A 23,866-nucleotide genomic window follows, 5' to 3' on the forward strand; every position below is an offset into this window, starting at 1 on the left:
TCAGGTTATGGGACGTCGTGCTTGGCTCAGGCGCTGAAGTACCGAGCTTGCGAATGAAGAGCTACGAGTGCTGTGGTGCTCTGCTCCGGTTCGAGCTGGTCGCTGGCGTCCATCGTGAGGCCGATCCGTTCGGCATCAAGCCACTCCAACTGCTGCCTGGAATCGGCCACATTGGGGCATGCGGGATATCCGAAGGAATAGCGACTTCCGCGATAACGCTGAGCCAGAACGTCCCGCAGCACCATGCCGTCGGGATCAGCAAAGCCGAGTTCCGCACGCATCCGCGCGTGAACCCACTCCGCCATCGCCTCAGCCATCTGAACGGCAAGACCATGGAAGTACAGGTAGTCGCTGTAGCGATCGCCCTTGAACAAGTCCTGCGCCACAACTGACGCCTTCTGTCCCATGGTCACGGCCTGCATGGGCAGCACGTCGGTGGGGCGTCCATCAGAATCCAGATCATTGAAGAAATCGGCGATGCAGTAGCGGTTGCCGGACCGTTGACGGGGCAGATCAAATCGGCCTAATTCCCTCGTGCCATCGGCATCGAACACCCTGAGGCTGTTCCCATCGCGCCCCACAGGGAAGTAGCCGTAAACCGCCCGCGGGGTCAAAAGTGACTCGTCGATGCAGCGCTGCATCCACTCCTGCAACACCGGCTCCGCTTTCTCAGCCAGCATCGCCTCGTAATCGTCCCGGCTCTGCTCCTTCGTTTTGCGCAGCATCCACTGACCGGCGAACAGGGCATTGCGGTCGAGGTAGTCAAAGACCGCGGCAATGTCGATGTCGTCTTCGGTGATCACAGCAGACCCCAGGAAGGGCGGCTTCGGTGCGGCTTCAGCGGGGACAGCCTCAGATCGATCTGAGGTGACGGGAGGCAAATCCGCTGCTGGAGCATCCTTAGCGGAGGCGGAAGGCTCGACAGCCTCCTCAGAGAGTTTCGATTCTTCATCCAAGCCAACGCCCTGAGGTGCGTCTGCCAGGAATCCCTTGGAGTTGGTCCAGTTGTCGTTCCGCTTGGCATCCATCAACGCATCCATAAAGCGCAGATCAGCGAAGGCATCTCGTCCGTAGATCACCTTGCCGTCGTAAACCTCGCGGCAATCCTTCTGAACAAAGCGTGGCGTCAGCGCCGCACCGCCAAGAATCACAGGAACATCGATTTCTGCATCATTGAAGGCCTGGAGGTTGTCCTTCATGAAGGCCGTGGACTTCACCAGCAGTCCGCTCATAGCGATGCAATCGGCCTGGTGCTCGCGCTGGGCTTCAACGATGGCTTCACAGCTCTGCTTGATCCCCAGGTTGATCACCTCATAGCCGTTGTTGGTGAGGATGATGTCGACAAGGTTCTTGCCGATGTCGTGCACATCGCCTTTCACCGTGGCGATCAGAAACTTGCCCTTGCTGGTGCTCTCCCCTTCGATCTGCTCCATGTACGGCTCCAGATGAGCCACTGCGGATTTCATCGTCTCGGCGCTTTGCAGCACGAAGGGAAGCTGCATCTGGCCACTGCCAAACAGCTCACCCACCACCTTCATGCCATCAAGCAGGAAGGTGTTGATGATCTGCAGGGGGGGATAGGTCTGCAGCGCCTCATTGAGAGACGGTTCCAGGCCGATGCGTTCCCCATCAATGATGTGTTGCTTCAGCCGTTCCTCGATTGGGAGATCCGCCAATGAGGGGCCTGACGCCCGGGCTTCTTTGGTGCTGACGCCTTCAAACAGCGTGGTGAGCTCGGTGAGCGGGTCGTAAACGCAGATGCCGTCGTCAAAGCGCCGGTTGTCGTTGATCAGATCACGACAGACTTTCTGGTGGTCTTCGCTGATCTTGATCAGCGGAAGAATCTTGGCGGGGCTGACGATGGCCGCATCCATGCCGGCTTGGCAGCAGTCGTGCAGGAACACCGAGTTGAGGGTGATCCGTGCCGCCGGTGATAGGCCGAAACTCACATTGCTGACCCCCAGCACCACGTGAACGCCTGGGAGGTTCTCCCGGATCATTCGAATGGAATCGACGGTCGCCCGGCCATTCAGGCGATCTTCCTCAATGCCAGTGGAGATGGGCAGCGCCAGAGGGTCGTAGAAGATCTCGTGGGCCGGAATGCCGAATTCAAGGGCGTCGCGATAGGCCCGTTGGGCGATCGCGAACTTCTTCTCAGCCGTTCTGGCCATTCCGTCTTCATCAATCGTGCCGACGACCACGGCAGCGCCGTAGCGCCGGGCCAGTTCAAGCACCTTGAAGAAGCGCTCATCGCCGTCTTCGTAGTTGGTGGAATTGAGGATGCATTTACCACCAGCCACCTTCAGGCCAGCCTCCATCTTCTGCCACTCAGTGGAGTCGAGCATCAGGGGAAGGTTGACGTTGGTGACCAGACGACTCACCAGCGCATGCATGTCCCGTTCGCCATCGCGACCGACGTAGTCAACGTTGACATCGAGCACGTGGGCGTTCTCCTTCACCTGGCCGCGGGCCACCGACACCAAACCGTCCCAGTCCTCCTCCGCAAGCAGTTCACGCACCTTGCGGCTGCCGCTGGCATTGAGCCGTTCGCCAATGATCAGAAAAGAGTTGTCCTGGTAATACGGCGTGACGCCGTAAATCGACGATGCGGCCGGTTCATAGTTGAGGCTGGGGCGAACGTCCTCATCCGTGGCGCAGTGCCAGCGGGATGGGCGTTCCGCTGGCTTGAGCTCCTGAGCAAGTTCTGCCAGGCTGCCGATGTGGGCGGGAGTGGTGCCGCAGCAGCCACCGATCACCTGCACCCCGAGATCTTCAACGAAGTGCATCAACTGCATCTTCAACTCCACCGGGGTCAGGCGGTAATGAGCCACACCACCGATGTTTTCCGGAAGACCAGCATTGGGAATACAGCTGACGGTGAAGGGAGAATGCTCCGAGAGGTAGCGAATGTGCTCCTTCATCTGCTCGGGCCCGGTGGCGCAGTTCAGACCGAGGATGTCGATTGGGAAGGGCTCCAGGATCGACACCACCGCTGCGATGTCCGTGCCGACGAGCATGGTCCCAGTGGTTTCCATGGTCACCGACACCATCAGCGCCCGCCGCTCACCGGTGGCCTCAAATGCCTCTTCAATGCCCTGCAGAGCTGCCTTGATCTGCAGCACGTCTTGACACGTCTCAACGATGAACAGGTCGACGTTGCCGGCAATCAGGCCCTCGGCTTGCTCGCGGAACGAGGCCCGCATCGTGTCGAAGTCGATGTGGCCCAGGGTGGGCAGCTTGGTGGTTGGTCCCATGGACCCAGCCACAAATCGTGGTTTGTCAGAGGTGCTGAATTCATCGGCGATCTCCCGGGCCAGTTCCGCCGCCCGTTTGTTCAGCTCAAAGGCCTTGTCCTCAAGGCCGTACTCCGCCAGAACGATGGATGCCGCACCAAAGGTGTCGGTCTCGATGACATCGCAGCCCACCTCCAGGAACTTGCGGTGCACAGCTTTGACCGCGTCCGGTTTGGTGACGGCGAGGTTTTCATTGCAACCCTCCAGGTCTGGCCCACCGAAATCGTCAGCCGTGAGACCAAGGTCCTGAAGGCTGGTGCCTGTTGCACCGTCGAACACCAGAACAGGCCTGTCGGGACCGTGCAGATGGTCCAGGAAGCGGGAGGTGGTGAGTTGCCGGGTTGCCTGCGCCACCACCATTCCGTTCACTCCCGGGAAGACAGCTAATCCTAGGAAAAGCTCAGCACGAACTTCAGGCGATCGGAATACGGGTCACCCAGTGCTCATAGGCGGGGTCCCGTCCTTCGGTGATGGCCACAAGCTTGGTCTTCAAAGCATTCATCACGGGACGCTCGGCGTTCAGAACCGTGGATTCGATCTGCCGAATCGGCGTCACCTTGGCGGCCGTGCCTGACAGAAACACTTCATCGGCGATGAACAACTCGGTTTTGTCGACCGGCCGCTCGATCACAGGGATCTCCATCGCTTTCGCCAGCTCAATCACGCTGGCGCGGGTGATCCCCTCGAGGATGTCCTGATCGACCCCAGGCGTAATCAGTTGGCCATCGCGCACCAGGAAAAGATTCATGCCGCTGGCTTCGCTGATCTTGCCGCGGCTGTTCAGCAGCAGGGCCTCGTCGAAACCGCTCTGTACGGCTTCCGTCTTGGCCAGTGAACTGGTGATGTAAGCGCCGGAGATTTTGCCGCGCAACGGAAGCGAGCGATCCTCCTGGCGGGTCCAGCTGCTGATCCTGCAGCTCACCCCTTCCGGGGAGAGGTAATCCCCCAGGGGGAGTCCGTAGATCAGGAAATCGGTCTCAATGTTGTGCAGTCGCGGAGCGATGCCCAGATCACTGGTGTAAACGAAGGGCCTCAGATAGATCGGCTGGTCAGGCTTGTTGGCCCTCAGCATTGCGGTGAGTGCGGAGAGGATTGTCTCCTCACTCAGATCAGTCAGCAGCAACCTGGCGCTCTGGCTCAAGCGGCGTGCGTGCCGATCAGCGCGAAACAACAGCATCGTGTCGCTGTTCTGCGGATCGGGAATGGCCCGCATCCCGCCGAACGCTCCGGTGCCGTAGTGCAGGGCGTGGGTGGCGATGGAGATCCTGGCCTCCTCGAAGGGAACGCACTGGCCCTGGAACCAGGCATAGGGCAGGAACTGATGCATCACCTTGATGAATCCGATCGCTGAATCTTCTCACCACCGGGCACCACGAGACGGAGAATGGAGCCATGCATCGTCTTGCCACCTGTCCGGGTCTGGACCCACCCGAAGACGTGGTGCTCGTCGAGCAGCCAGGCGCAGATGTGCTGTTCTTGACCAGCGCCGGCACAGATATCAGTTGCCTCGACGCCTGCCTTCCACTCACCCCGGCCTGGAACGAGCGGATCCGCGCGTTGCCCCTGAGTTGTCTCGAACACCCAGCTCAGCTGGACCACTACCTCAACACCACTGCCCAGGCGGCTCGGTTGATTGTGGTTCGACTGCTGGGAAGCCGTGGGCACTGGAGCTACGGGTTCGAGCAGCTGCAGCGATGGTGCAGTGATGCACCGCAACGGGAATTGATCGTCCTGGCCGGAACCGCCGACCAAACCAACGAACTCCATGGACTTGGCTCCTGCAGCCCTGAACTAGCTGATCAGCTGTCGGCACTACTGCGGGAGGGAGGTATCGAGAACATGGGCCAACTGCTGCGATGCCTCGAGGCCCTGCTTGACGGCAGCCCACCGTCCCCAAAGAGCATTGCGGTGGTGCCATGCCCTGACCCCATGCCCTGGGACTGGCGGGATGAATCCGGTGCCACGGTGGGAGTGGTGCTCTACAGAGCCCAGTTTCAAGCAGGTGATCTGGCCCTGGCGGATGCCTTGAATGACGCCCTGCGGAGGCAGGGACTGCGACCCTGTCTGCTCTGGGTCAGCAGCTTGCGAGACCCCGCAGTCCAGGCCGGAGTGCATGACCTGCTCCTGCAGCAACGGGCAGAGCTCGTCATCGCAGGCACGTCTTTTGCCTCGGTCCAGGCGGAACAAGCCGGCTTGGGAAGTCCGCTCTGGGATCGCCTGGATCGACCGGTGTTGCAGCTGCTCAGCAGCAGCCGCAGCCGCGCCCAGTGGCTGGAGAGCAGCCAAGGGCTCAATCCGATGGATCTTTCGCTGCAGGTTGTGATGCCGGAACTGGATGCGCGGATCACCACGCGACCGTGCGCTTTTCGTGACCACCAGAAGGCCACCGGACCTCTAGCCACAGCCATTCCCTGCCTAGAGCCGGATTCAAGGGGGATTGGATGGCTTGCAGAGCACAGCCGCCGCTGGATCGAGCTGCGCCAGACGCCATGCGCTGACCGTCGTATCGCCATGGTTCTGGCCAACTATCCCGTCCGGGATGGCCGTGTTGCCAATGGCGTCGGTCTCGACACACCTGACAGCACGTGGCGGATGCTCACCTGGCTAGCGGAAGCGGGCTATGGCCTCGGGACGGAGTCTTTGCCAAGCACGGGCGATGCCTTGATGCAACAGCTGCTGGCCGGACGGACCAATGCACCGGAGGGGCAGAACCGACCGCCGCTGGATCATCTTCCCCTTGCCATCTATTTGGACTGGTGGAGCACAATTCCTGAGCCGGCACGACGCTTGATCGAATCCCGATGGGGACCTCCGCAGAGCGCCTGCGATCTGGACGGAAGCAAGGGTTTTGCGATTCACGGGCTGCGCTTCGGTCACGTGCTGGTGTTGATCCAACCGGATCGTGGTTACGACGCTGATCAGATCGCTGATCTTCATTCACCAGATCTTCCACCACCGCACCGTTATCTGGCCCAATACCTCTGGCTACGCCAGGTGCATCAGACCCAGGTGATGTTGCATGTGGGAAAACACGGCAGTGCCGAATGGTTGCCGGGCAAATCGGTGGGACTGAGCGAGAGCTGCGGCCCCGATCTGGCCCTCGGTCCCATCCCCCACCTCTATCCCTTCATCGTCAACGACCCCGGAGAAGGCTCCCAGGCCAAACGACGTGGTCACGCCGTCGTTCTGGACCACCTCACACCTCCTCTCGGCCGTGCTGGGCTGCATGGACCATTGCAGCGCTTAGAAGGGCTTCTCGATGAACTGGTGGAGGTTCGTCAGCTCGGGGGTGAACGGGCGCGGGTGCTGGAACAGTCGGTTCATGCCACCTTGCTGACCCTCAACTGGCCTGGAATTCCCAGCGGGGAGGAGCTTCGACAACAACCGGAACTCCTGGAGACCTGCCTGGATCAGGCAGAGACCTATCTCTGCGAACTGAAGGAATCGCAGATCCGCACAGGGCTGCATCGGTTCGGCGTCGCTCCTTCTGCCGCCGCAGCCGATGAACTGCTGATCGCACTCGCCCGCCCGCCCCGGCAAGGGAAGCCTGGGTTGCTGCAGGCCATGGCCCAGCAAGCGAGTCTGGCGTTCGACCCCTGGCAACAGGATGAAGGTGAGCGGCTGTCTGAGACGGACCAGAACCGGCTAAGCAGGCTGGGCGGCTCGGATTGCCGTCGGGTCGGCGATGGCTGTGACTGGCTTGAGCAGCAGGCGCTTCTGTTGATTCGACAGGTTGTCCACGGAGAACGAAGCGACGGGCTGGCCGAACCCTTCCAGAACTGGGACCCGGATGATCGCTGCCTGTTCAACCTCCGCAACGAGCTCTGGCCCCGCTTGAACGGTTGTGCCGGCGCCGAAAAATCGGCCTTCTTGCGGGGCATTCAAGGCCAGCGCATTGCAGCGGGACCCTCAGGAGCTCCGAGTCGTGGACGTCCCGATGTGCTTCCCACGGGCCGAAATTTTTATTCGGTCGACCTACGGGGTTTGCCCACGGAAGCGGCCTGGGATCTCGGGCGTCGATCAGCGGAGCAGCTGCTGGACCTTCATCTACTGGAGCAAGGGGAGCCATTGCGCCATATGGCTTTATCGGTCTGGGGAACTGCCACGATGCGCAATGGCGGAGAAGACATCGCCCAACTGCTGGCCCTGATCGGTGTTCGGCCGGTCTGGGATGGCCCCACCCGGCGGTTGGTGGATCTCGAGGTCATTCCGGCTCGATTGCTGGGTCGACCGCGAGTGGATGTGGTGCTGCGCATTTCTGGACTGTTCCGCGATGCCTTTCCCCAGTTGGTGGGCTGGGTGCATCAGGCCCAGTCGATGGTCGCAGTGCTCGATGAACCGGACTCAGTCAATCCGCTGGCGGGTCTGACCCGTGAAGGGGGACCCCAGGGCCGCATCTATGGATCAGCCCCAGGTGCCTATGGAGCCGGTCTTCAGGCCCTGATCGACAGTGGCAGCTGGGAGTCACGCTCAGATCTCGCGCAGGCTTTCCTCAGCTGGAGTCAGTGGTCCTATGACGGCTCCGACGCTCCCAGCCTTGATCGCTCCGGACTCGAGCAGGCACTGGGCAGGGTGCAGGTGGTTCTGCACAACCAGGACAACCGCGAGCATGATCTGCTCGATTCAGACGACTATTACCAGTTCCAGGGTGGGCTGAGTGCAGCCGTGGAAGAGGTGTCCGGGGCGCGTCCGCAGCTGTGGTTTGGGGATCACTCACGCCATGAACGGCCTCGGATACACCATCTCGAGAAGGAAATCGACAAGGTGATGCGCAGCCGGATGCTCAATCCCCGCTGGATCGAGGGAATGATGCAACACGGCTACAAGGGGGCCTTCGAGATGGGGGCCAGTCTTGATTACCTGTTCGCCTATGACGCCTCCACCGATCGTGTACCCGATTGGTGTTACGGAGCACTCTGTGATCAGTGGTTGAACCAGCCCAGGATCCAAGAGTTCCTAAGCACCAGCAATCCCTGGGTGCTTAGGGATATGGCGGAACGACTTTTGGAAGCCTCGAATCGAGGCCTCTGGGGTACCGCAACTGCTGAACAGTTGCAGCTGCTGCAACGGCTGGTGAACAGCAGCGAAGCCAAGATTGAACGGGGCAGTCCTATTTGTTGAGATCGCGGACCATCTGACGGAAGGGATCGATCGATCCAGGCTTGGAGGATGGTGCAGCGGAGCCAACCTTGGCCGTCGGTTCCGCCGGGGCCTTCAGCTCTTCCTTGCGACCGACAGGAGCTGCATCAGCCGCAGCAGGGGTATTAACCCCGGTGATGGCCGTGCCCTTGAGGCGCTGGCTCATCTCCTTCGTGCTCACCTGTTCAGCAAAGGTTTTCTTCACCGGCTTGGGAATGCCGGCTGTGATGTTGACGGATTCTTCCTTCTTGACGACCCCGCCAAGGCCTTCGCTGCGCTTCTCAAGCTTCTCGGTTTCGGCAGCCACCTCCATGATCTGTTCCTTCGTTCCGGGGCTGGCAGCCGTGCCGGGGAAGGTGCGGCGAATCGTTTTCGACTCCCGCATGTAGTTCACATCCCCCAGTGAGGATGAGGAATCTGCATCGAGGAAGAACTCCGCCGGCTTCTCCTTCGCTGGCTTGCGAGGCTCAATCGAGGAGTCGGACTCTGCGGAATCCTTTTTCAGCAGACGATCCAAGAAGCCCATGTCGACCGGAACTGAGATGGTCCGAACTTAGCGGCCACGAAGGTCAATTCCATGGGTATCAGTGCCACACGTACGCAAAAGGCCAAGGTTGCCGAGCTGACGATCGATGGAGTCGCAGATCAACGGGCTGGCAGACCAGGTCGTTTGCATGTCGTAGTCGTACCAGGCCTCACCCCCATCGAAACCCAGCCGAGCCGCCTCGTTGATCAGAACGTCATGGTCAAGGCGATACCGGGCGGGATGAGCAAGGATCGCCAATCCGCCGGCGGCATGAATGGCCTTGACCACCGCCTCGGCACGCAACGGTTCTCCAACGACGGCATCACCGCGGTTGTAAGGCTGAAGTGCTGGGTGGTGCAGCTCAAAGCCGAGGGCCAGCACATGCACAAGGCATCCCTTCAGCAAAGCACTGATTTCCATCCCGCTCCAGACCATGGGACAAACAGCACCGGCGCCGCGTTGCTGATCTAACCAGGCACGGATCTCCCTGTGGGCCTGGGAGCTGTGGTGATCCGTCACAGCCAGGTGCTGGAGCCCCAGCTCGGTGGCCTGTTGGATGAGCTCGAGAGGTTCGAGGCTTCCGTCACTGCAGATGGTGTGGCAGTGAAAGTTGTGCGTGGTGGGGCAGCTCGACGGTCCCACCTGCTCGAGGACGGCCTTGAGGGGGTGGGTCATCTCAGGCTTTGGCAGAGGCTTCAGCCCGCAGACGCCGCCAGCGGGCATAGAACTGGATCGACGCGGCCATGAACACCACCAGGGCAACGATGAACCAGGTCGCCGCGCTTGTGGGGAATTGCGTCTTGAACACCACCAGCATCACCACGATCACCAGCAGCAGGGTGGGCAGCTCATTCAGAGCCCGAAGCTGCTTGCCCGACCAGGCGCAGGTGCCCGCGTGCAGTTGGCCCATAAGCCGATAACAAAACACGTGATAGGCCAGCAGGGCTGCCACAAAAGCAAGTTTGGCGTGCATCCAGCCCTGCTGAAGCCAAGACGGTTGAGCCAACAGCAGGCCGATGGCCATCGAGACAGCCACAGCCATGCCGGGCGTGGTGATGATGTTGGCGAGACGTTTCTCCATCAAGGTGTACTGATCCCGGAACGGCTGTTGCAGTTCCGGCGCCAGCTCCTCGGTTTCGACGTGGTAGATGAACAGGCGCACCAGGTAAAAGAGGCCCGCAAACCACACCACAACCCCAACGATGTGCAGGGTCTTGAACCAGAGGTAGGCCTCGGGCGAGAACGTCATCAACACAGCCGATCTGAAGCGACCTTACGCAGGGTTCAGGTGAGCCCGTCAAGAAAATCGCTGGCCCGGCGCTGATGGGCCAAGAGAGCATCAGGGCCCATGCGATCCAGGTTTCGGGCCATCATCGCCAGCCGGTATTGGCGACGGAAGAAGTCCTGATGGCGGTGGATGAAGGTCCAGAACAATCCATCCCAGGTGTCGCACCACTCCCCCTTGCGGTAGTCCGACATCTTGCGCACGTAATTCGAACCCGACAGATAGGGCTTGGTCGTGAACAGCCCACCATCGGCGAACTGACTCATTCCATAAACGTTGGGCACCATCACCCAGTCGTAGGCATCGACAAAAAGCTCCATGAACCAGGTGTAGATCCGGGTTGGATGGAATCCACAGAGGAGCATCACGTTGCCCAGGAGCATCAAGCGTTCGATGTGGTGGCAGTAGCCGGTCTCGAGCGCATGACGGATGGCGTCATCAATCGGGGGCAGGCCCGTTGATGCGGTGTAGAAGGCAGAGGGAATCGGTCGGTCTTCGAAACCCCAGAAATTGCCCTTTCGCATCTCCACCCCATGGCGCCGGTACATCGCGGCCATGAACTCCCGCCAGCCGACGATCTGACGCAGAAATCCTTCAAGTGAATTCAAGGGAACATCGCCGCTCGCAGCTCGCTCCAGCGTGCGATCCAGCACCTGTTGTGGCGTGAGCAGCCCGATGTTCAGCATCGGTGTGAGCACGCTGTGCCACATCACCCGGTGCTGGGTGCTGATCGCATCTTCATAGGCCCCGAACTCTCGCAACCGTTGGTCGAGAAACCCATCCAGCCAGCGGGCAGCATCGGAATGGGTCACGGGGTAATGAAACGAATCCCAGCTGCCGATACCAGCCACACCCTCCTCGATCAGCTGCTGCCGCGCTTGGTCAACGGCTGCTATCGAGCGCTCCACTGGTGGATCAGGAACAACGATGCCTTTGGGCAGCTTCTTGCGGTTATCGGCATCAAAACTCCAGCGCCCGCCAACGGGGCCACCCTCAGGTTCGATCAACAGATCCAGTCGCTTGCGCTGCATCTCGTAGAAGCGACCCATCAAGGGCTTCTTGCCAGCAGCGAAGTGTTCATCGATCACCGCAGCTGGGGTGAGCAGCATCGGTGTGGGGACGATCTCTAAGCCGCATTGATGCCGCGATGCAAAGGCTGAGATCCGTTTCGAGAGGACGTCGTCCACCGGATCCGCCAGATAAAAAGAGCGGTATCCCTGGGCCACTAGATCAGCCAGGATCTCAGCGGTGTCACCCACCTGCCCCTGCACAATGCGCAGAACGGTGAGGCCCTTGGCTTGAAGCATCTCGGCGTAGGCCGTCATCGATGCTCGATGAAGGAGAAGACGCTGCCGATGCACCTGCATGGGCCAGGTGGGGTCGGAACCAAAGAAGAGCGGATCCTCGATCAGGGCAACGGGCCGTCCTGGACGAATCGCAGGGTGGTGCTCAAACAGCTGATGGGGAAAAACGAGGCTGAGGTCCACCGTCAGCTGTCCTCACCCGCAAGACGGCAGGCACGACGACCCAGGGCGGTGGCATAGGCCCGGTCCACAGGACCGGACATGGGGCTCAGCTGGCCGGCCCGGCAATTCATCACCACCTTTTCGTGATGGCCCTGCTGGTCGTTGAGACGCAGCACCAACTGCCAATGATTCTTGGCACTGCGGGTGATGCCGTCGGCACACACAGGCCCTGTGCAGAGGCCGGGAGACGCCCAGACCGGGGTGGCGAATAGAAGCACTCCTGCCAGGGCCATGCAGAGATGACGGATCATGCGGAGAGTTCCTGAGGCTGTTCTTCTAAAGCAGCCCCGTCAACACCGTCGTCCCCGTCCTCTGAAGGGTGGAAGAAGTCATGGATATCGCGGGCCAGCGCGGGGCCCACCCCAGGTGCTTTGGAGAGGGTCTCGATCGACGCCAACTGGATGGCATCGATCGAATGGAAATGGGCCAGAAGATCCTTCACCCGCTTCGGCCCAACCCCTGGGATGTCAGACAGGCGAGACCGCTTCATCCGTTCTCCCCGCTGCTGGCGATGGAAGGTGACGGCAAAACGGTGAGCTTCGTCCCGCAACCGGCGCAGAAGCACAACACCGAGCTGGTCCGGTTCACTCTCCAGCGGTTGGCTTTCACCCGGGAGAAAAACCTCTTCGCGCTGTTTGGCGAGCGAGCAGACGTTCAGATCCTCATGTAGATCCAGTTCGCGCAGGGCCTCCATCACAGCGGAAAGCTGGCCCTTGCCCCCATCGATCATCACCACATCGGGCCAGTCGTTAAGGCCGTCGGTTTGCAGCGCACTGCCGCCTTTGTGTCGCAGCGCCCCCACATCCACCCCCTCAGCTTTCGCCCGAGCCCAACGTCGAAAACGGCGACGCATGATTTCCGCCATCGCCATGAAGTCGTCGCTGTGGCCAGCTCGGATGCTGCTGCTGCGGATTTTGTATTTGCGGTAGTGCTGCTTGGCAGGCAGTCCATCAATGAACACCACCTGCGAGGCCACGGCATCGCTGCCCTGGATGTGGCTGATGTCATACCCCTCAATCCGCCGCGGCGGGGTCGGTAACTCCAGCAGCTGCGCCAGATCCTCCGTCGCCAAAGACTGCTTCTCCTGCCCCTGCTTGGCGCGAAGCAACTCAAACTCAGCATTGCGCTGAACCAGTTCGATCAGGTCGGCCTTTTGCTGGCGCTGCGGGCAGTGGATCTGCACCCGACGCTCCCGTTGTTCCGTCAACCAGTCCTCCATCAGCGTCTGCTGCGGCAAAGCGTGTTGAACCAAAAGCTCGGGCGGAACCTCAACGGAATCCACCTGGCTGTAGTGCTCTTCAATCACGCGCTGCAGGATCAGGCCAGGCTCCAAACCAGACGCATCGGCGGTGTAGCCGAGACGTCCCACCAGCTTCCCGGCCCGCATCTGAAACAGCTGGACGGCCGCCAGCCGCTCATCAAACGCAAGGGCAAGAACATCACGGCTCACGGAAGAGTCCGGCAGGCTCATCTTTTGGTCTGCGGTGAGCTGATCCAGACCCTGAAGTTGATCACGCACGCGGGCTGCCGATTCGTAATCCATCCGCTCGGCGTAACGCCCCATCTGCTCCTGAAGCAGCTGCTGCAACTCATCGCTGCGGCCCTGAAACACCATCGCCACCTTGCGAATGGTGCGGTGGTAGTCCTCGGAGCTGATTTTTTCCTGACAAACCCCAGGACAACGGCCGATGTTGTAGTTGAGGCAGGTGCGGTCGGGATACATCGGTCGTGGCCGCTGCCGCAGCGGGAAGACGCGTTTCACCAGGAACAGCGTGCGACGCAACAGCCCAACATCGACATAGGGCCCATAGAAGCGATCCAGGGGACTGCGGAAACGACGGCGACGGGTGATGAAAATCCTTGGATAGGCCTCACTCCAGGTGATGCAGAGGTAGGGGTATTTCTTGTCGTCCTTGAGCAGCACGTTGAAGTGCGGCTGATGGTTCTTGATCAGGTTGGATTCAAGAACGAGGGCTTCCGCCTCGCTGTCGGTCACGATGAACTCGATCTCGCAGACCTGGCGCGTCATCAGGCGGATCCGTGGCGACAGATCGTGCCGACTGCGGAAATAACTGCGCACACGACTGCGCAAGGACTTCGACTTACCGACGTAGAGGATCCGGTCGTCGCCGTCCCGCATCAGATAGCAACCCGGTTCAGCGGGAATCTCCTTCAGGCGGTGTTCAAGACGTTCAGGCTGCGTCAGCAGCGGTGAACCGGGAGCTGGAGCTGGATCCACCTCGTCAGCTCAGCCGCCGTAATTCCAGCCGGTGCTGGCCAGATTCAGCGCATCACCATCAGCGATCAGACGCGCTGTTTTCACTTCTCCAACAAAGACCGTGTGGTCACCGTGCTTGATCGCCCCAACGAGTTCGCACTCCACACCACCGACGGCATCGGTGAGGAGAGGCAAGCCGAGCTCTCCCTCTTCAAAAGGTGCGGCCTCAAAACGACCACCAAGCGCCTTTTGGGGCTTGAAGAAAACGGCAGCCAGATCTTTTTGGTCGGCCCGCAGCACATTCAGGGAGAACTTGCCGGTGGCTTCGATGATGGCGTGACTGCTGCTGTCGGCTCGAACGCCCATCACCACCAGAGGTGGTTCGAAGGATCCCTGGGTCACCCAGCTGGCGGTGAAACCATTGACCTCATCGCCGTTGCGAACGCCGCAGATGAAGAGTCCATGCGGGATCTTGCGGAGCAAGACCTTCTTGGCGTCAGCGTCGAGGCTCATGGCACGGGTGCGATGGACGAAATCTAAACAGCAATCCGCTGCATAGGATCCGCCCATCGCTGATTCCCGATGCGGGCGCTCTACCCAGGCAGTTTCGACCCCCTCACCAACGGTCATATGGACCTGATTGAGCGGGCGGTAAGTCTCTTTGGCGAAGTGGTCGTTGCCGTGCTCAGCAATCCGAGCAAGCGACCTGCCTTCACGATCGAAGAACGAATCGAACAGATCCGCACATCGACGCGCCATTTGTCTGGCGTTGAGGTGATCAGTTTCGATGGCCTCACGGTGAACTGCGCTGTCACCCATCGCGCCGACTTAATCCTGCGGGGCCTACGAGCGATGAGTGACTTCGAATATGAGCTACAGATCGCCCACACCAACCGGTCGTTAGCGGAGGATCTGGAGACCGTGTTCATGGCCACGACTGCTCGACACAGCTTCCTCAGCAGCTCCGTGGTGAAGGAAGTGGCCCGCTTTGGCGGATCCATCGACCACATGGTGCCGCCAGAGGTGGCGAAGGACCTCAACAGGCTCTTTAATTCGGCTTTCCCAACCAGCTGAGATGAACGACGTCCGGTTCACCGTTCTCGATCAACTCGACCAGTTGGAGGAAGTTGTTCTGGAAGGCAGTCGACTCCCTTTCACCGGCGGACGTCTGGTCAATGAAACAGATGCCGTGGAGCTTCTCGATGCCGTACGGGAAGGACTGCCAACAGATCTTGAGCGTGCCGCCAAGCTGATTGATCGGCGCGACGAGTTCATTAACACCGCCCGCAAGAGCGCAGAGGAGATCGTTGATCAGGCCCAGCGCCAGCGCGAACAGCTGGTGAACAATGCCGCCATCCGCCAGGAAGCGGAGCGGCAGGTGAATGAGATGCGTGATCAGACCCGCCAGCAGTGTGAACAACTGCTTCAAACGACGCGTCAGCAGGGCGCCAAGCTCGAACAGGAGATGCAAAGCAAGCTGGCACAGATGGAGCAACAGTTCTCTGCCCGGCGTCAGCAGCTGGAGCAGGAGGCCCTGGAGCGTCGCCAGCAGCTGGATCAAGAGGCGATTGAACTGAAGCGTCAGCACGCCGAACAACACGAAGCGAGCCGCCAACAGGCCCAGAAACAAATCCAGCAGATTGAAAAAAACGCTGTTGAGCTCAAGCGGCAACACGCTGATCAGCATGAAGCGAACCGCCAGCAGGCCCAGCTTCAGCTTCAGTCGATGGAGAAAGAAATTGCCGAGCTCAAGCGTCAACACCTTGAGCAACACGAGAACACCCGCCAACAAGCACTGCAGGACCTGGAAACCATCCGCCGTGAAGCCCTTCGCCTTCAGAAGGAAGGCCGCGACGAAGCCGAGCGGATCCACAACGATGCGCTTCAGTTCCGTCAGCAGACCCAGCAGCAGTGTGAATCGCTGATCCAGCGCAGCCGTCAGGAGGCTGCCGGTGTTCAGGATGGCGCTAACCGTTACGCGGAACAGACGCTGGGCGAGCTGGAAGTGCGTTTGAAAGAAATGGCCCAGGTGGTCATGGCCGGGCGGCAGGAGCTATCCAAGATTCAAACCATCCGTTCAGCCACCCCTGCGGCCAACGGTGGAGAGGACTCCAAGACCGTGCCGATTAGTCGCGCACACCGTGCGGCGTCCCGCCTGCGTTCCATGAGGGGCAACGGCTGACCCGCTGGCTTGCCAGAAGGATTTGACCCATCACGCTGTTGGGTGCATAGGCCCCGTTGGAGATCATGCTCACGTATCGGGGCCCATCAGCGGTTTCAAGAATTCCCGAAATCGAGCGAACACCGGTCAGGGTTCCTGTTTTGCCCCAAAAACGCCCTTGGAGCGACGTACCCCGGAAGTAGTTGCGCAGGGTTCCCCTCTGCCCGGCGATCGCCATCGACGCCTGGTAGTAGGCCCCCAGGGGATGTTGCGCCATGCGCCACAGCAGAACGGAGAGGGAACGACTGGTGAGACGGTTGCCCCTGGAGAGTCCACTTCCGTCCCTCACCCGCAGACCCGTCATGGGAAGTCCCTGCGCCTGCATCCAACGGGTGGTAGCCAGGGCCGCACGATTCACGTCCCAAGCATCTGCGGCTTCGCGCATCAGTACCTCGGCGGTGAAGTTATGGCTCTCCGTGTTGGCAAGGCTGAGCAGAGCATGCATCGGCGCTGAATCCTCGCTGTGCAGCACCACACTCGCTTCATCACTCCGCGCAGTTACCGCTTCTCGGGTCTGCTGGTCAACCATCTGAAGACGGATCTGCCCCCCCTGCTGACGGATGGTGGAATTCAGAATCCGCTGCAACCGTGCCGCTGGATCCATCACCGCCATATGCAGTGCATTGCTGGTGAGAGCGAGGCGGGTGATCGGAGCGCCATAGGCATAGGAGCGATCCGCCGGGTCCCAGTCGGCGGGCCACCAGCGCTGCCGCGGTTCCTCTCGCACCATCAACTGCACAGGCACTGTTGAAAGGCTGGTCGGGATGCGAGAGCCGCCCTGGCCGAGCGCCACCATGGCGAACTTCTGGATCTCCGCAATGCTGAGGTCGGGATCCCCTTCCCCAACAATTTCAAGCGTCCCATCGGCATGACGCAACAACTGCGTTTTCAGCCTGAAGTCGGGACCGAGGCGATCCAGAGCAAAGGCCGTGCTGACCAGTTTTTGATTGGAGGCTGGAACACGGGGAACCCCCCCGTTCAGATCAGCCAGCAACTGGCCGCGTTGATCCACAACGCTGACGCTCCACACCCGCTTTTCTGGACCTACAGCGGTTTCCAGGGCCGACTGCAATGCGGGACAAAGCGCTCCACCGGAGAGCAGCGCCTGGCCTTGGCGTTGAACCACCGGTGGTGGTGCCAGCAACGGAGTTGCTGCCCTCAGAGGCAACTGGGGCGCCAGCAAAAGCAACGTGAATAGAGCAGAGCGCATCACAGAGGCGTCACTCCACTGACGACACCGTTTAAGCGGTAGAGACGTCCTTCAAGCTCAACGGGGACACCCACCTTGAGCTTGGTCCCGCCGATCACAACACCTGAAGGTTTGATCTCCGCATTGGCCTCCATCACAAAACGAGCGTGTCGGGGGAGGGCGGTGCTGGGGGCATCAGCAACAACCACCGAACCATCGGGCTGAACTGCCGTCAGGGAATTGGTGAGGTCATCCACCGAAACCAAAGTCACACGGCCGGCTGGTTGGTTCCGTATCACGATGTTGAGCGCCGCTTCCTCCCGGGCTGAATTCAGCAGTTGCTCAGGATTGGCGCTGTACAGATGACGCACATCCACGCTGACCTGCACAGGCTTCACGGCACCAGTCGCTTTCGCGACTGCATTGGAGAGCTTGGGGGACCAGATCACTCCACCCAGAGCTGCCAGGGCGACAACAGCTGCCACTGCATCGATGGGAGAAAAAGATCGCAGCCTGTTGAGCACCATCGAAGGGGAGCTTGGGCACGAACCTTAAAGAGTGTCTGATCCTGGATCAAGCCAACCGCATCTCAATTGCGAAGACCATCAAGGAAGCGATCAACGCCGGAGAGCTGTTGCTTGATGCTGTCAGGATCTTCCCCAGCCAGCAGAGCTGCGGTGGTGTCAGGGTCCGGGCGTTCGGGAAGCACCTCCAATTGCCGGTACCCATCGGGATCCTGACGATAGAGACGCCAGTCATCGGGGAAGCAGCGCATCAACGCTCCTCCATCCAACGGCTGGAGCCAATAGGCCTGTTGCCAACTGGCCACGAAACCCTTGCGGCGCTCCCGGGCCACGCTGCCGATCCCGACAGCGGCGTCTTCAAGACGTCCATTCAGCATCAGGATCACTCCGGCATGGTTTTCGCACAAGGCCTGGAACTCCTCGTAATCAGCGGGCGAAGGATTCACCGCGAGGAGCAGGCGCGTATCGGGAGTTGTGCTGTCCGAGCGTTTCAGCTGATTGAAGTCGAGAATCACGTCTTTGAGATCCTCCGCATCACGCCGCGCCAGGGCTGCAGCGCCGGCGTCGGGCCAGACCATCACCAGCTGCTGACCGGTAGCGATGAGTGCACGGGCCAGACGCACCGCCACCGGCAGCAGTCGCAACCCCTCAAACCGGAGGCTTGCTGCCCAGCGTTGGCCGTCGCCAGAACCCACCGCTGCCAGAGCGGCTTGCAACATGGCCGCCTCGGCTGCGAGCAGATCCGCGGGGAGGTCGAGACAGGGGGCGTCGGATTGAGTCATCGCCAAAGCATGTCAGGGAAAAGCCCTCAATACGGATTCAAAACAGCCTGGAACGGCGTCGAGGTCCTGATCAGAGAGCCATGGGCCAAGGGTCAGGCGCAGCCCTGACTGCCGTTCAGGCTCGGGTATCCCCATGGCCGTGAGAACGGCACTGTCTGAGCTGCTTCCACTGCTGCAGGCGCTGCCACTGCTGCAGGCCACTCCCGCCGTTGCAAGCCGCCGCACGAGGTCGCGACCCGGCAGAGGCATGCCATCGGTCGACTTCACCAGCAGCGCGATGTGGTGGGGCAGACGGCCTGACAGCGGGGGGCCGCAAAGCCGGAGCTGGGGAAGCTCCAGTAGGCGCTCAAGCAGTTGATCGCGTTGGCGGCGGATCTTCACTGCGCTGCCAGGGGGAACGGGATGCGTAACGGGGTCAAAGCTTGGAAGCGCCTTCAGAGCTTCTGCCATACCGCTGACAAGAGCGACGGGTTCAGTACCGGAGCGCAGGCCATGCTCCTGTCCACCACCGCCCTGGAGCGGTGAGAGGGCAACACCTGGGGCGCGAATCAGCAGGCCCACGCCGCGGGGACCACGGAACTTGTGGGCGGAGAGGGTCAGCAAGTCGACCCCGAGCCGCTCGAACGGGAAACAGCCCTGCGGTACGAGTTGGGTGGCATCGCTGTGGATCAAGATGCCGCGCTCGCGGCAGGCCTGGGCAACATTGATCAGAGGTTGAAGCGCACCCACCTCACCCTGGGCAGCGGTCAGGGACACCAACCGCGTCGGAGCAGACAACAGCTGATCGAGTTGGTCCAGTCGCACCACCCCATGCCCATCGACAGGCCATTCAGCAACGCTCCACCCCTGGGCCTCGAGTTGGTAAGCCGCAGCGATCACCGCTGGATGCTCTACTGCAGAGATCACCACACGGCCTGGATCAAGACCCGCGGCAATGCCGAGAAGGGCGAGATGGACGGATTCAGTCGCCCCCGAGGTGACGATCAACTGATCCGCGCCGACACCAAAACGCTCAGCCATACGCCAGCGGGCCCGTTCGAGGGCCTCGGCAGCTGCCAGCCCTGCTCCATGAAGACTGCTGGGGTTCGCCCAGGCCGTTTGCTGGAGCTGCTGCATGACTGCGATCACCTCCGGCAGCGGCGGTGTCGTGGCGGCAGCATCGAGATACAGCTCAGGGCGTGTCACGCTCGAACCGCGCCTTGGTGCGTTGCTCCAGTGACTCACTGGCGAGATTGAGCATCGAATCGAGAGAGGTGGAGTTCAGAAAGTTCTGCACCTGCTCCAGGGCGGCCGCTTCGTCCTCTGGACTCGCTGCAGGCGTCACCTCGTTGGCGGGTGAGGGATTGGTGCTGACCTGGTTAACGGGACTGACCTGGGGAGCCACGGCAGACGGACCAGGGACCAACTCTGGCGTCAGTACACCATCAAACACTGCCTCCGCCGGTCCAGTCATCAGCACCGAACCGCTTCGATCGCGCCATTCGATCATCAGCGGACCGCCGGGAAGTAAAACCTCGGCACAGTCATCGGCGAGGCCCAACAACACCGCCGCCACGAGGGTGGCGCAGGCTCCAGTGCCGCAGGCAAGGGTCGGACCTGCACCCCGCTCCCATACCCGGATCTCCAGACGCTCACGGCTGTGAACCTGAAGGAAATGAACATTGGTTTTGGCCGGGAACGCTGGATGCACCTCCAGCGCAGCTCCCCAGGCGTCAAAGGGAATGCTGGCGAGATCCTCAACGGGAACCACCACGTGAGGGTTGCCCATACCAACAGCAGCCACTCTCAGTTGATCGTCCTCCAACATCAGCACCCCCTGGGGCAGACCGTCCTCCGGCATCAGTGTTGTGGGGATGCCTTCCGGCATAAGGAACGGAGGCCCCATATCCACCCGCAACTGGCGGTCCGCCATGAGTTCAGGGCGAATCATTCCCGCGAGGGTTTCGATGTCCCAACTTCGTCCTGGCGCATCTCCATCGGTATCGGCCAGATAACGCGCCAGGCAACGAATGCCGTTGCCGCACATCTCGGCCTCACTTCCATCGGCATTGATGATCCGCATGCGCAGTTCACCCTCGGCCTGAGGTGGAAGCGCCAGGATCAAGCCATCCGCGCCAACACCGAAACGCCGATCGCAGATATGGCGCACCCAGGCGGGATCGGGATCACTGATGGCATCGGGCAGTTGTCCCTGCCGGCCCTCCACAATCAGGAAGTCGTTGCCAAGTCCCTGATATTTGCTGAACTGCAGCATGCGTGGCCGGTATCGCCCCTGAATCCTATGGAGACAGCTCCACTTGATCCAAGTCTTCCGGGGGTTCGGCTGCTGCAAAGCTGGATTCGTGAACAGCTGCCACTCAGCATCGGGCTGGTTGGTCAGGAGCCCATCGAGGGGCGTCTGATCTGGCAGGACCCTGAATTTCTGGCCATTGAACGCATGGCAGCCAGCCGGCCCGTGCTGATCAATCGACGCCAGATCACTGTGATCCGCTCCCTCGGCTGAACACCAGGCATGTGGCACGATCGCAACCTTGCCGAGCGCTGGTTCCGTGAACGCTGCCAACCCTGCCGTCGACGCCAGTCCGCAGAACGATCGTTACGACCCCGTAGCGCTGGAACAGCGCTGGCAGGACAGCTGGAAAACCGATGGGGTGGATGCCACCGACGAGAACAGTGACAAACCTGGCTTCTTTGCCCTGTCGATGTTCCCCTACCCATCGGGAAGCTTGCACATGGGCCATGTGCGCAATTACGTCATCACCGATGTGATCGCCCGTGTTCAGCGCATGCGCGGACACTCTGTACTGCATCCCATGGGCTGGGATGCCTTCGGACTCCCCGCGGAAAATGCCGCGATCGAGAGGAATGTCGATCCTGGGGACTGGACCGACCGCAACATTGATCAGATGCGGGCGCAACTGGATCGTCTTGGCTTATCGATTGACTGGAGCCGCGAACAGGCGACCTGCCACAGCGACTACTACCGCTGGACCCAATGGCTGTTTCTTGAGCTGCTCGAAGGGGGCCTGGCCTATCGCAAAAATGCGACCGTCAACTGGGACCCCGTCGATCAGACCGTTCTGGCCAATGAGCAGGTGGATGGCGACGGCCGCTCCTGGCGCTCCGGGGCCCTGGTGGAACAACGCCAGCTGAACCAATGGTTCCTACGCATCACCGACTACGCCGAATCGCTTCTGAACGACCTTGACGCGCTCCAGGGCTGGCCGGAACGGGTACGCACCATGCAGGCCAACTGGATTGGCCGCTCCGAAGGCGCGGAAATCACCTTCTGCGTTGAAGGGGCCCAGGACCAGACGATCACCGTGTTCACCACCCGGCCCGACACCCTCGCCGGGGCGAGCTACGTGGTGCTGGCTCCGGAAAACGAGCAAGTCGACGACCTGACAAGCGCTGAGCAGAAGGCGACGGTCGAAGCCTTCAAAAAGGAGGTGGCGCGGCTCAGCACGATCGAACGCACCAGCGATGAGCGACCCAAGCGGGGTGTGCCCATCGGCAGTCACGTCGTCAACCCCCTGACGGGAGCTGTTATTCCGGTCTGGATCGCCGACTACGTGCTCGCCGAATACGGCACCGGGGCCGTCATGGGCGTGCCGGCCCACGACCAACGTGACATCGCCTTTGCCCAATCGAATGATCTGCCGATTCAGCAAGTGATCGATGCCGAGGGGGCTGCGGAGGCGATCGCCGCTGGGCAGGCTTGGACTGATGCCGGAACACTGATCCATTCCGGGGAGTTCGATGGCATCACCTCAACCGAGGCCAAGACCTCCATCACCAGCCATGGCGCCACGCAGGGATGGGCCAGCAGCAAGGTCACCTATCGATTACGCGACTGGCTGATCTCCCGTCAGCGCTACTGGGGCTGCCCGATTCCTGTTATTCACTGCGATGACTGCGGCGCTGTAGCTGTCCCCAAAGAAGACCTGCCGGTGGAACTGCCCCGGGGCATTGATCTTTCTGGGAAGGGTGGCTCGCCCCTGAGTCAGCAGAGCGATTGGGTCAACGTGCCCTGCCCCAACTGTGGCAAGCCCGCCAAGCGCGAGACCGACACCATGGACACGTTCATGTGTTCCTCCTGGTATTTCCTCCGTTTTGCGGATCCCCACAACACCGAAAAACCCTTCACCAAGGAGGCGGTGAACCGCTGGTTGCCGGTGAAGCAGTACGTGGGCGGTATCGAGCACGCCATCCTGCATCTGCTCTATGCACGCTTCTTCACCAAGGCGCTCAAGGATCGCGGCCTGATTGACATCAATGAGCCCTTTGAACGCCTCCTCACCCAGGGCATGGTGCAGGGCATCACCTACAGAAATGCGACAACCGGCAAATACATCGCTCCGGCGGATGTGGCGGATCCAGAGGATCCCCGTGATCCCAACACCAACGACAAGCTGGAGGTGTTGTTCGAGAAAATGTCGAAGTCGAAGTACAACGGCGTCGACCCAGCTGCGGTGATTGACCGCTACGGCGCTGATACGGCCCGCATGTTCATCCTGTTCAAGGCTCCTCCGGAGAAAGATCTGGAGTGGGATGACGCCGATGTGGAAGGTCAGTTCCGTTTCCTGCAACGGCTGTGGAGGCTTGTTGAGGCGGGTGCCGCACGCATCGATTCCATGGAGCCGATGCAACGGCCGGATTCGCTTCATGAAGCCGACAGCGCCGTGCGTCGTGCCCTGCATCTCGCCATCGAAGCCGTCAGCGAAGATCTCAGCGATGAGATTCAGCTGAATACAGCGATCTCCGAGCTGATGAAGCTCTCCAATGCCATCAGCGCAACAGGCGTCGACGCCCTGAGTGATCCTGTGTTGCAGGAGGCCCTCTCCGGCCTGGTTCGCCTCTTAGCCCCCTTTGCACCGCACCTAGCAGAAGAGTTCTGGAGCCGCCTCGGTGGAATCGGAAGTGTTCATCGCCAAACCTGGCCAGACCTCGATCCGTCGGCTCTTATTCAAGACAGTGTTGAACTCGTGATCCAGGTGAAGGGCAAGGTGCGGGGCAAGATTCAGGTTCCCGCTTCTGCCGACAAGCAAGAGTTAGAACGGCTCGCCCTAGCCAGTGAAGTTGCCGAAAAATGGTTGGAGGGCGCCGCACCCCGGCGGGTGATTGTGGTTCCCGGGAAACTGGTGAACCTGGTGCCCTGATACC

At 60.8% G+C, this 23,866-nt stretch carries 19 protein-coding genes; 5 read left to right on the top strand and 14 right to left on the bottom strand.

Annotated features, from left to right (window positions below; all coding sequences use genetic code 11):
- Positions 1 to 26: 26 nt before the first annotated feature.
- Together metH and FZX13_RS03085 are read right to left on the bottom strand one after the other, a co-directional pair.
- The gene (metH, locus tag FZX13_RS03080) at positions 27 to 3,653 is read right to left on the bottom strand and encodes a methionine synthase (protein WP_226407184.1); all 3,627 of its coding nucleotides are present in this window, start codon (positions 3,651 to 3,653) and stop codon (positions 27 to 29) included.
- Positions 3,654 to 3,705: 52 nt separating this feature from the next.
- The gene (locus FZX13_RS03085) at positions 3,706 to 4,620 is read right to left on the bottom strand and encodes a branched-chain amino acid transaminase (RefSeq protein WP_115023068.1); all 915 of its coding nucleotides are present in this window, start codon (positions 4,618 to 4,620) and stop codon (positions 3,706 to 3,708) included.
- Between the two features lie 65 nt (positions 4,621 to 4,685).
- Between FZX13_RS03085 and cobN the strand changes: the two genes are divergently transcribed.
- Complete coding sequence (gene cobN / locus FZX13_RS03090) at positions 4,686 to 8,414, top strand: cobaltochelatase subunit CobN (protein ID WP_226407186.1); 3,729 nt, start codon at positions 4,686 to 4,688, stop codon at positions 8,412 to 8,414.
- Here the strand turns inward: cobN and FZX13_RS03095 are convergent.
- The 7 genes from FZX13_RS03095 to FZX13_RS03125 are packed head-to-tail and all read right to left on the bottom strand — an operon-like array spanning position 8,404 to position 14,500.
- Positions 8,404 to 8,958 (bottom strand): hypothetical protein, encoded by a 555-nt coding sequence (locus FZX13_RS03095; RefSeq protein ID WP_226407188.1) that lies wholly within the window; start codon positions 8,956 to 8,958, stop codon positions 8,404 to 8,406. The genes cobN and FZX13_RS03095 overlap by 11 nt on opposite strands.
- Positions 8,959 to 8,985: 27 nt before the next feature.
- Entirely contained in the window at positions 8,986 to 9,633 is a 648-nt protein-coding gene (locus FZX13_RS03100; RefSeq protein WP_226407190.1) for a PHP domain-containing protein, read from the bottom strand.
- A 1-nt stretch (position 9,634) separates the two neighbouring features.
- Positions 9,635 to 10,207, bottom strand: a complete 573-nt coding sequence (hemJ, locus tag FZX13_RS03105) for a protoporphyrinogen oxidase HemJ (protein ID WP_115023060.1) — start codon at positions 10,205 to 10,207, stop codon at positions 9,635 to 9,637.
- 35 nt (positions 10,208 to 10,242) lie between these two features.
- Complete coding sequence (locus tag FZX13_RS03110; protein WP_226407192.1) at positions 10,243 to 11,730, bottom strand: cryptochrome/photolyase family protein; 1,488 nt, start codon at positions 11,728 to 11,730, stop codon at positions 10,243 to 10,245.
- Positions 11,731 to 11,732: 2 nt separating this feature from the next.
- Positions 11,733 to 12,020 (bottom strand): hypothetical protein, encoded by a 288-nt coding sequence (locus tag FZX13_RS03115; RefSeq protein ID WP_115023056.1) that lies wholly within the window; start codon positions 12,018 to 12,020, stop codon positions 11,733 to 11,735.
- Positions 12,017 to 14,008, bottom strand: a complete 1,992-nt coding sequence (uvrC, locus tag FZX13_RS03120; protein WP_226407194.1) for an excinuclease ABC subunit UvrC — start codon at positions 14,006 to 14,008, stop codon at positions 12,017 to 12,019. Before uvrC ends, FZX13_RS03115 begins: the two co-directional genes overlap by 4 nt.
- Before the next feature lie 9 nt (positions 14,009 to 14,017).
- The gene (locus FZX13_RS03125) at positions 14,018 to 14,500 is read right to left on the bottom strand and encodes a flavin reductase family protein (protein ID WP_226397767.1); all 483 of its coding nucleotides are present in this window, start codon (positions 14,498 to 14,500) and stop codon (positions 14,018 to 14,020) included.
- Positions 14,501 to 14,569: 69 nt separating this feature from the next.
- On the opposite strand from FZX13_RS03125, the gene coaD reads away from it, so the two are divergent.
- Positions 14,570 to 15,061, top strand: coding sequence for a pantetheine-phosphate adenylyltransferase (coaD, locus tag FZX13_RS03130; protein ID WP_226407196.1), 492 nt, complete (start codon positions 14,570 to 14,572; stop codon positions 15,059 to 15,061).
- Between the two features lies 1 nt (position 15,062).
- Positions 15,063 to 16,169: a hypothetical protein gene (locus FZX13_RS03135; protein ID WP_115023051.1), complete on the top strand. Its 1,107-nt coding sequence runs from the start codon at positions 15,063 to 15,065 to the stop codon at positions 16,167 to 16,169.
- On the opposite strand, the gene dacB is transcribed toward FZX13_RS03135, so the two are convergent.
- The 5 genes from dacB to dapF all read right to left on the bottom strand — a co-directional run bounded on the left by dacB (position 16,114) and on the right by dapF (position 20,957).
- The gene (gene dacB, locus FZX13_RS03140; protein WP_226407198.1) at positions 16,114 to 17,418 is read right to left on the bottom strand and encodes a D-alanyl-D-alanine carboxypeptidase/D-alanyl-D-alanine-endopeptidase; all 1,305 of its coding nucleotides are present in this window, start codon (positions 17,416 to 17,418) and stop codon (positions 16,114 to 16,116) included. The two genes, FZX13_RS03135 and dacB, sit on opposite strands and share 56 nt — an antisense overlap.
- Positions 17,418 to 17,924 (bottom strand): DUF4330 domain-containing protein, encoded by a 507-nt coding sequence (locus FZX13_RS03145; protein ID WP_115023048.1) that lies wholly within the window; start codon positions 17,922 to 17,924, stop codon positions 17,418 to 17,420. Before FZX13_RS03145 ends, dacB begins: the two co-directional genes overlap by 1 nt.
- A gap of 62 nt (positions 17,925 to 17,986) precedes the next feature.
- Entirely contained in the window at positions 17,987 to 18,703 is a 717-nt protein-coding gene (locus tag FZX13_RS03150) for a DUF1995 family protein (protein WP_226407200.1), read from the bottom strand.
- 12 nt (positions 18,704 to 18,715) lie between these two features.
- Positions 18,716 to 19,888: an aminotransferase class V-fold PLP-dependent enzyme gene (locus tag FZX13_RS03155; RefSeq protein WP_226407202.1), complete on the bottom strand. Its 1,173-nt coding sequence runs from the start codon at positions 19,886 to 19,888 to the stop codon at positions 18,716 to 18,718.
- Entirely contained in the window at positions 19,875 to 20,957 is a 1,083-nt protein-coding gene (gene dapF, locus FZX13_RS03160; protein ID WP_226407204.1) for a diaminopimelate epimerase, read from the bottom strand. Before dapF ends, FZX13_RS03155 begins: the two co-directional genes overlap by 14 nt.
- A 27-nt stretch (positions 20,958 to 20,984) precedes the next feature.
- Here dapF and FZX13_RS03165 point away from each other — a divergent pair, with 27 nt between their 5' ends.
- Both FZX13_RS03165 and leuS read left to right on the top strand, forming a co-directional pair.
- Positions 20,985 to 21,206, top strand: coding sequence for a hypothetical protein (locus FZX13_RS03165; RefSeq protein WP_115022083.1), 222 nt, complete (start codon positions 20,985 to 20,987; stop codon positions 21,204 to 21,206).
- 46 nt (positions 21,207 to 21,252) lie between these two features.
- A complete protein-coding gene (gene leuS, locus FZX13_RS03170) occupies positions 21,253 to 23,862 on the top strand; it encodes a leucine--tRNA ligase (RefSeq protein WP_226407226.1) in 2,610 nt (869 codons plus the stop codon).
- The last annotated feature ends 4 nt before the right edge of the window (positions 23,863 to 23,866 follow it).

Source organism: Synechococcus sp. MU1625 (assembly GCF_020514205.1).
Classification (GTDB): domain Bacteria; phylum Cyanobacteriota; class Cyanobacteriia; order PCC-6307; family Cyanobiaceae; genus Parasynechococcus.

What these genes read in the sequence shown, in the direction of transcription:
- metH (WP_226407184.1), bottom strand. Translation starts at nt 3,653, where the DNA reads ATGGTGGTGGCGCAGGCAACCCGGCAACTCACCACCTCCCGCTTCCTG.
- FZX13_RS03085 (WP_115023068.1), bottom strand. Translation starts at nt 4,620, where the DNA reads ATGCATCAGTTCCTGCCCTATGCCTGGTTCCAGGGCCAGTGCGTTCCC.
- cobN (WP_226407186.1), top strand. Translation starts at nt 4,686, where the DNA reads ATGCATCGTCTTGCCACCTGTCCGGGTCTGGACCCACCCGAAGACGTG.
- FZX13_RS03095 (WP_226407188.1), bottom strand. Translation starts at nt 8,958, where the DNA reads ATGGGCTTCTTGGATCGTCTGCTGAAAAAGGATTCCGCAGAGTCCGAC.
- FZX13_RS03100 (WP_226407190.1), bottom strand. Translation starts at nt 9,633, where the DNA reads ATGACCCACCCCCTCAAGGCCGTCCTCGAGCAGGTGGGACCGTCGAGC.
- hemJ (WP_115023060.1), bottom strand. Translation starts at nt 10,207, where the DNA reads ATGACGTTCTCGCCCGAGGCCTACCTCTGGTTCAAGACCCTGCACATC.
- FZX13_RS03115 (WP_115023056.1), bottom strand. Translation starts at nt 12,020, where the DNA reads ATGATCCGTCATCTCTGCATGGCCCTGGCAGGAGTGCTTCTATTCGCC.
- FZX13_RS03125 (WP_226397767.1), bottom strand. Translation starts at nt 14,500, where the DNA reads ATGAGCCTCGACGCTGACGCCAAGAAGGTCTTGCTCCGCAAGATCCCG.
- coaD (WP_226407196.1), top strand. Translation starts at nt 14,570, where the DNA reads ATGCGGGCGCTCTACCCAGGCAGTTTCGACCCCCTCACCAACGGTCAT.
- FZX13_RS03135 (WP_115023051.1), top strand. Translation starts at nt 15,063, where the DNA reads ATGAACGACGTCCGGTTCACCGTTCTCGATCAACTCGACCAGTTGGAG.
- dacB (WP_226407198.1), bottom strand. Translation starts at nt 17,418, where the DNA reads ATGCGCTCTGCTCTATTCACGTTGCTTTTGCTGGCGCCCCAGTTGCCT.
- FZX13_RS03145 (WP_115023048.1), bottom strand. Translation starts at nt 17,924, where the DNA reads ATGGTGCTCAACAGGCTGCGATCTTTTTCTCCCATCGATGCAGTGGCA.
- FZX13_RS03150 (WP_226407200.1), bottom strand. Translation starts at nt 18,703, where the DNA reads ATGACTCAATCCGACGCCCCCTGTCTCGACCTCCCCGCGGATCTGCTC.
- dapF (WP_226407204.1), bottom strand. Translation starts at nt 20,957, where the DNA reads ATGCTGCAGTTCAGCAAATATCAGGGACTTGGCAACGACTTCCTGATT.
- FZX13_RS03165 (WP_115022083.1), top strand. Translation starts at nt 20,985, where the DNA reads ATGGAGACAGCTCCACTTGATCCAAGTCTTCCGGGGGTTCGGCTGCTG.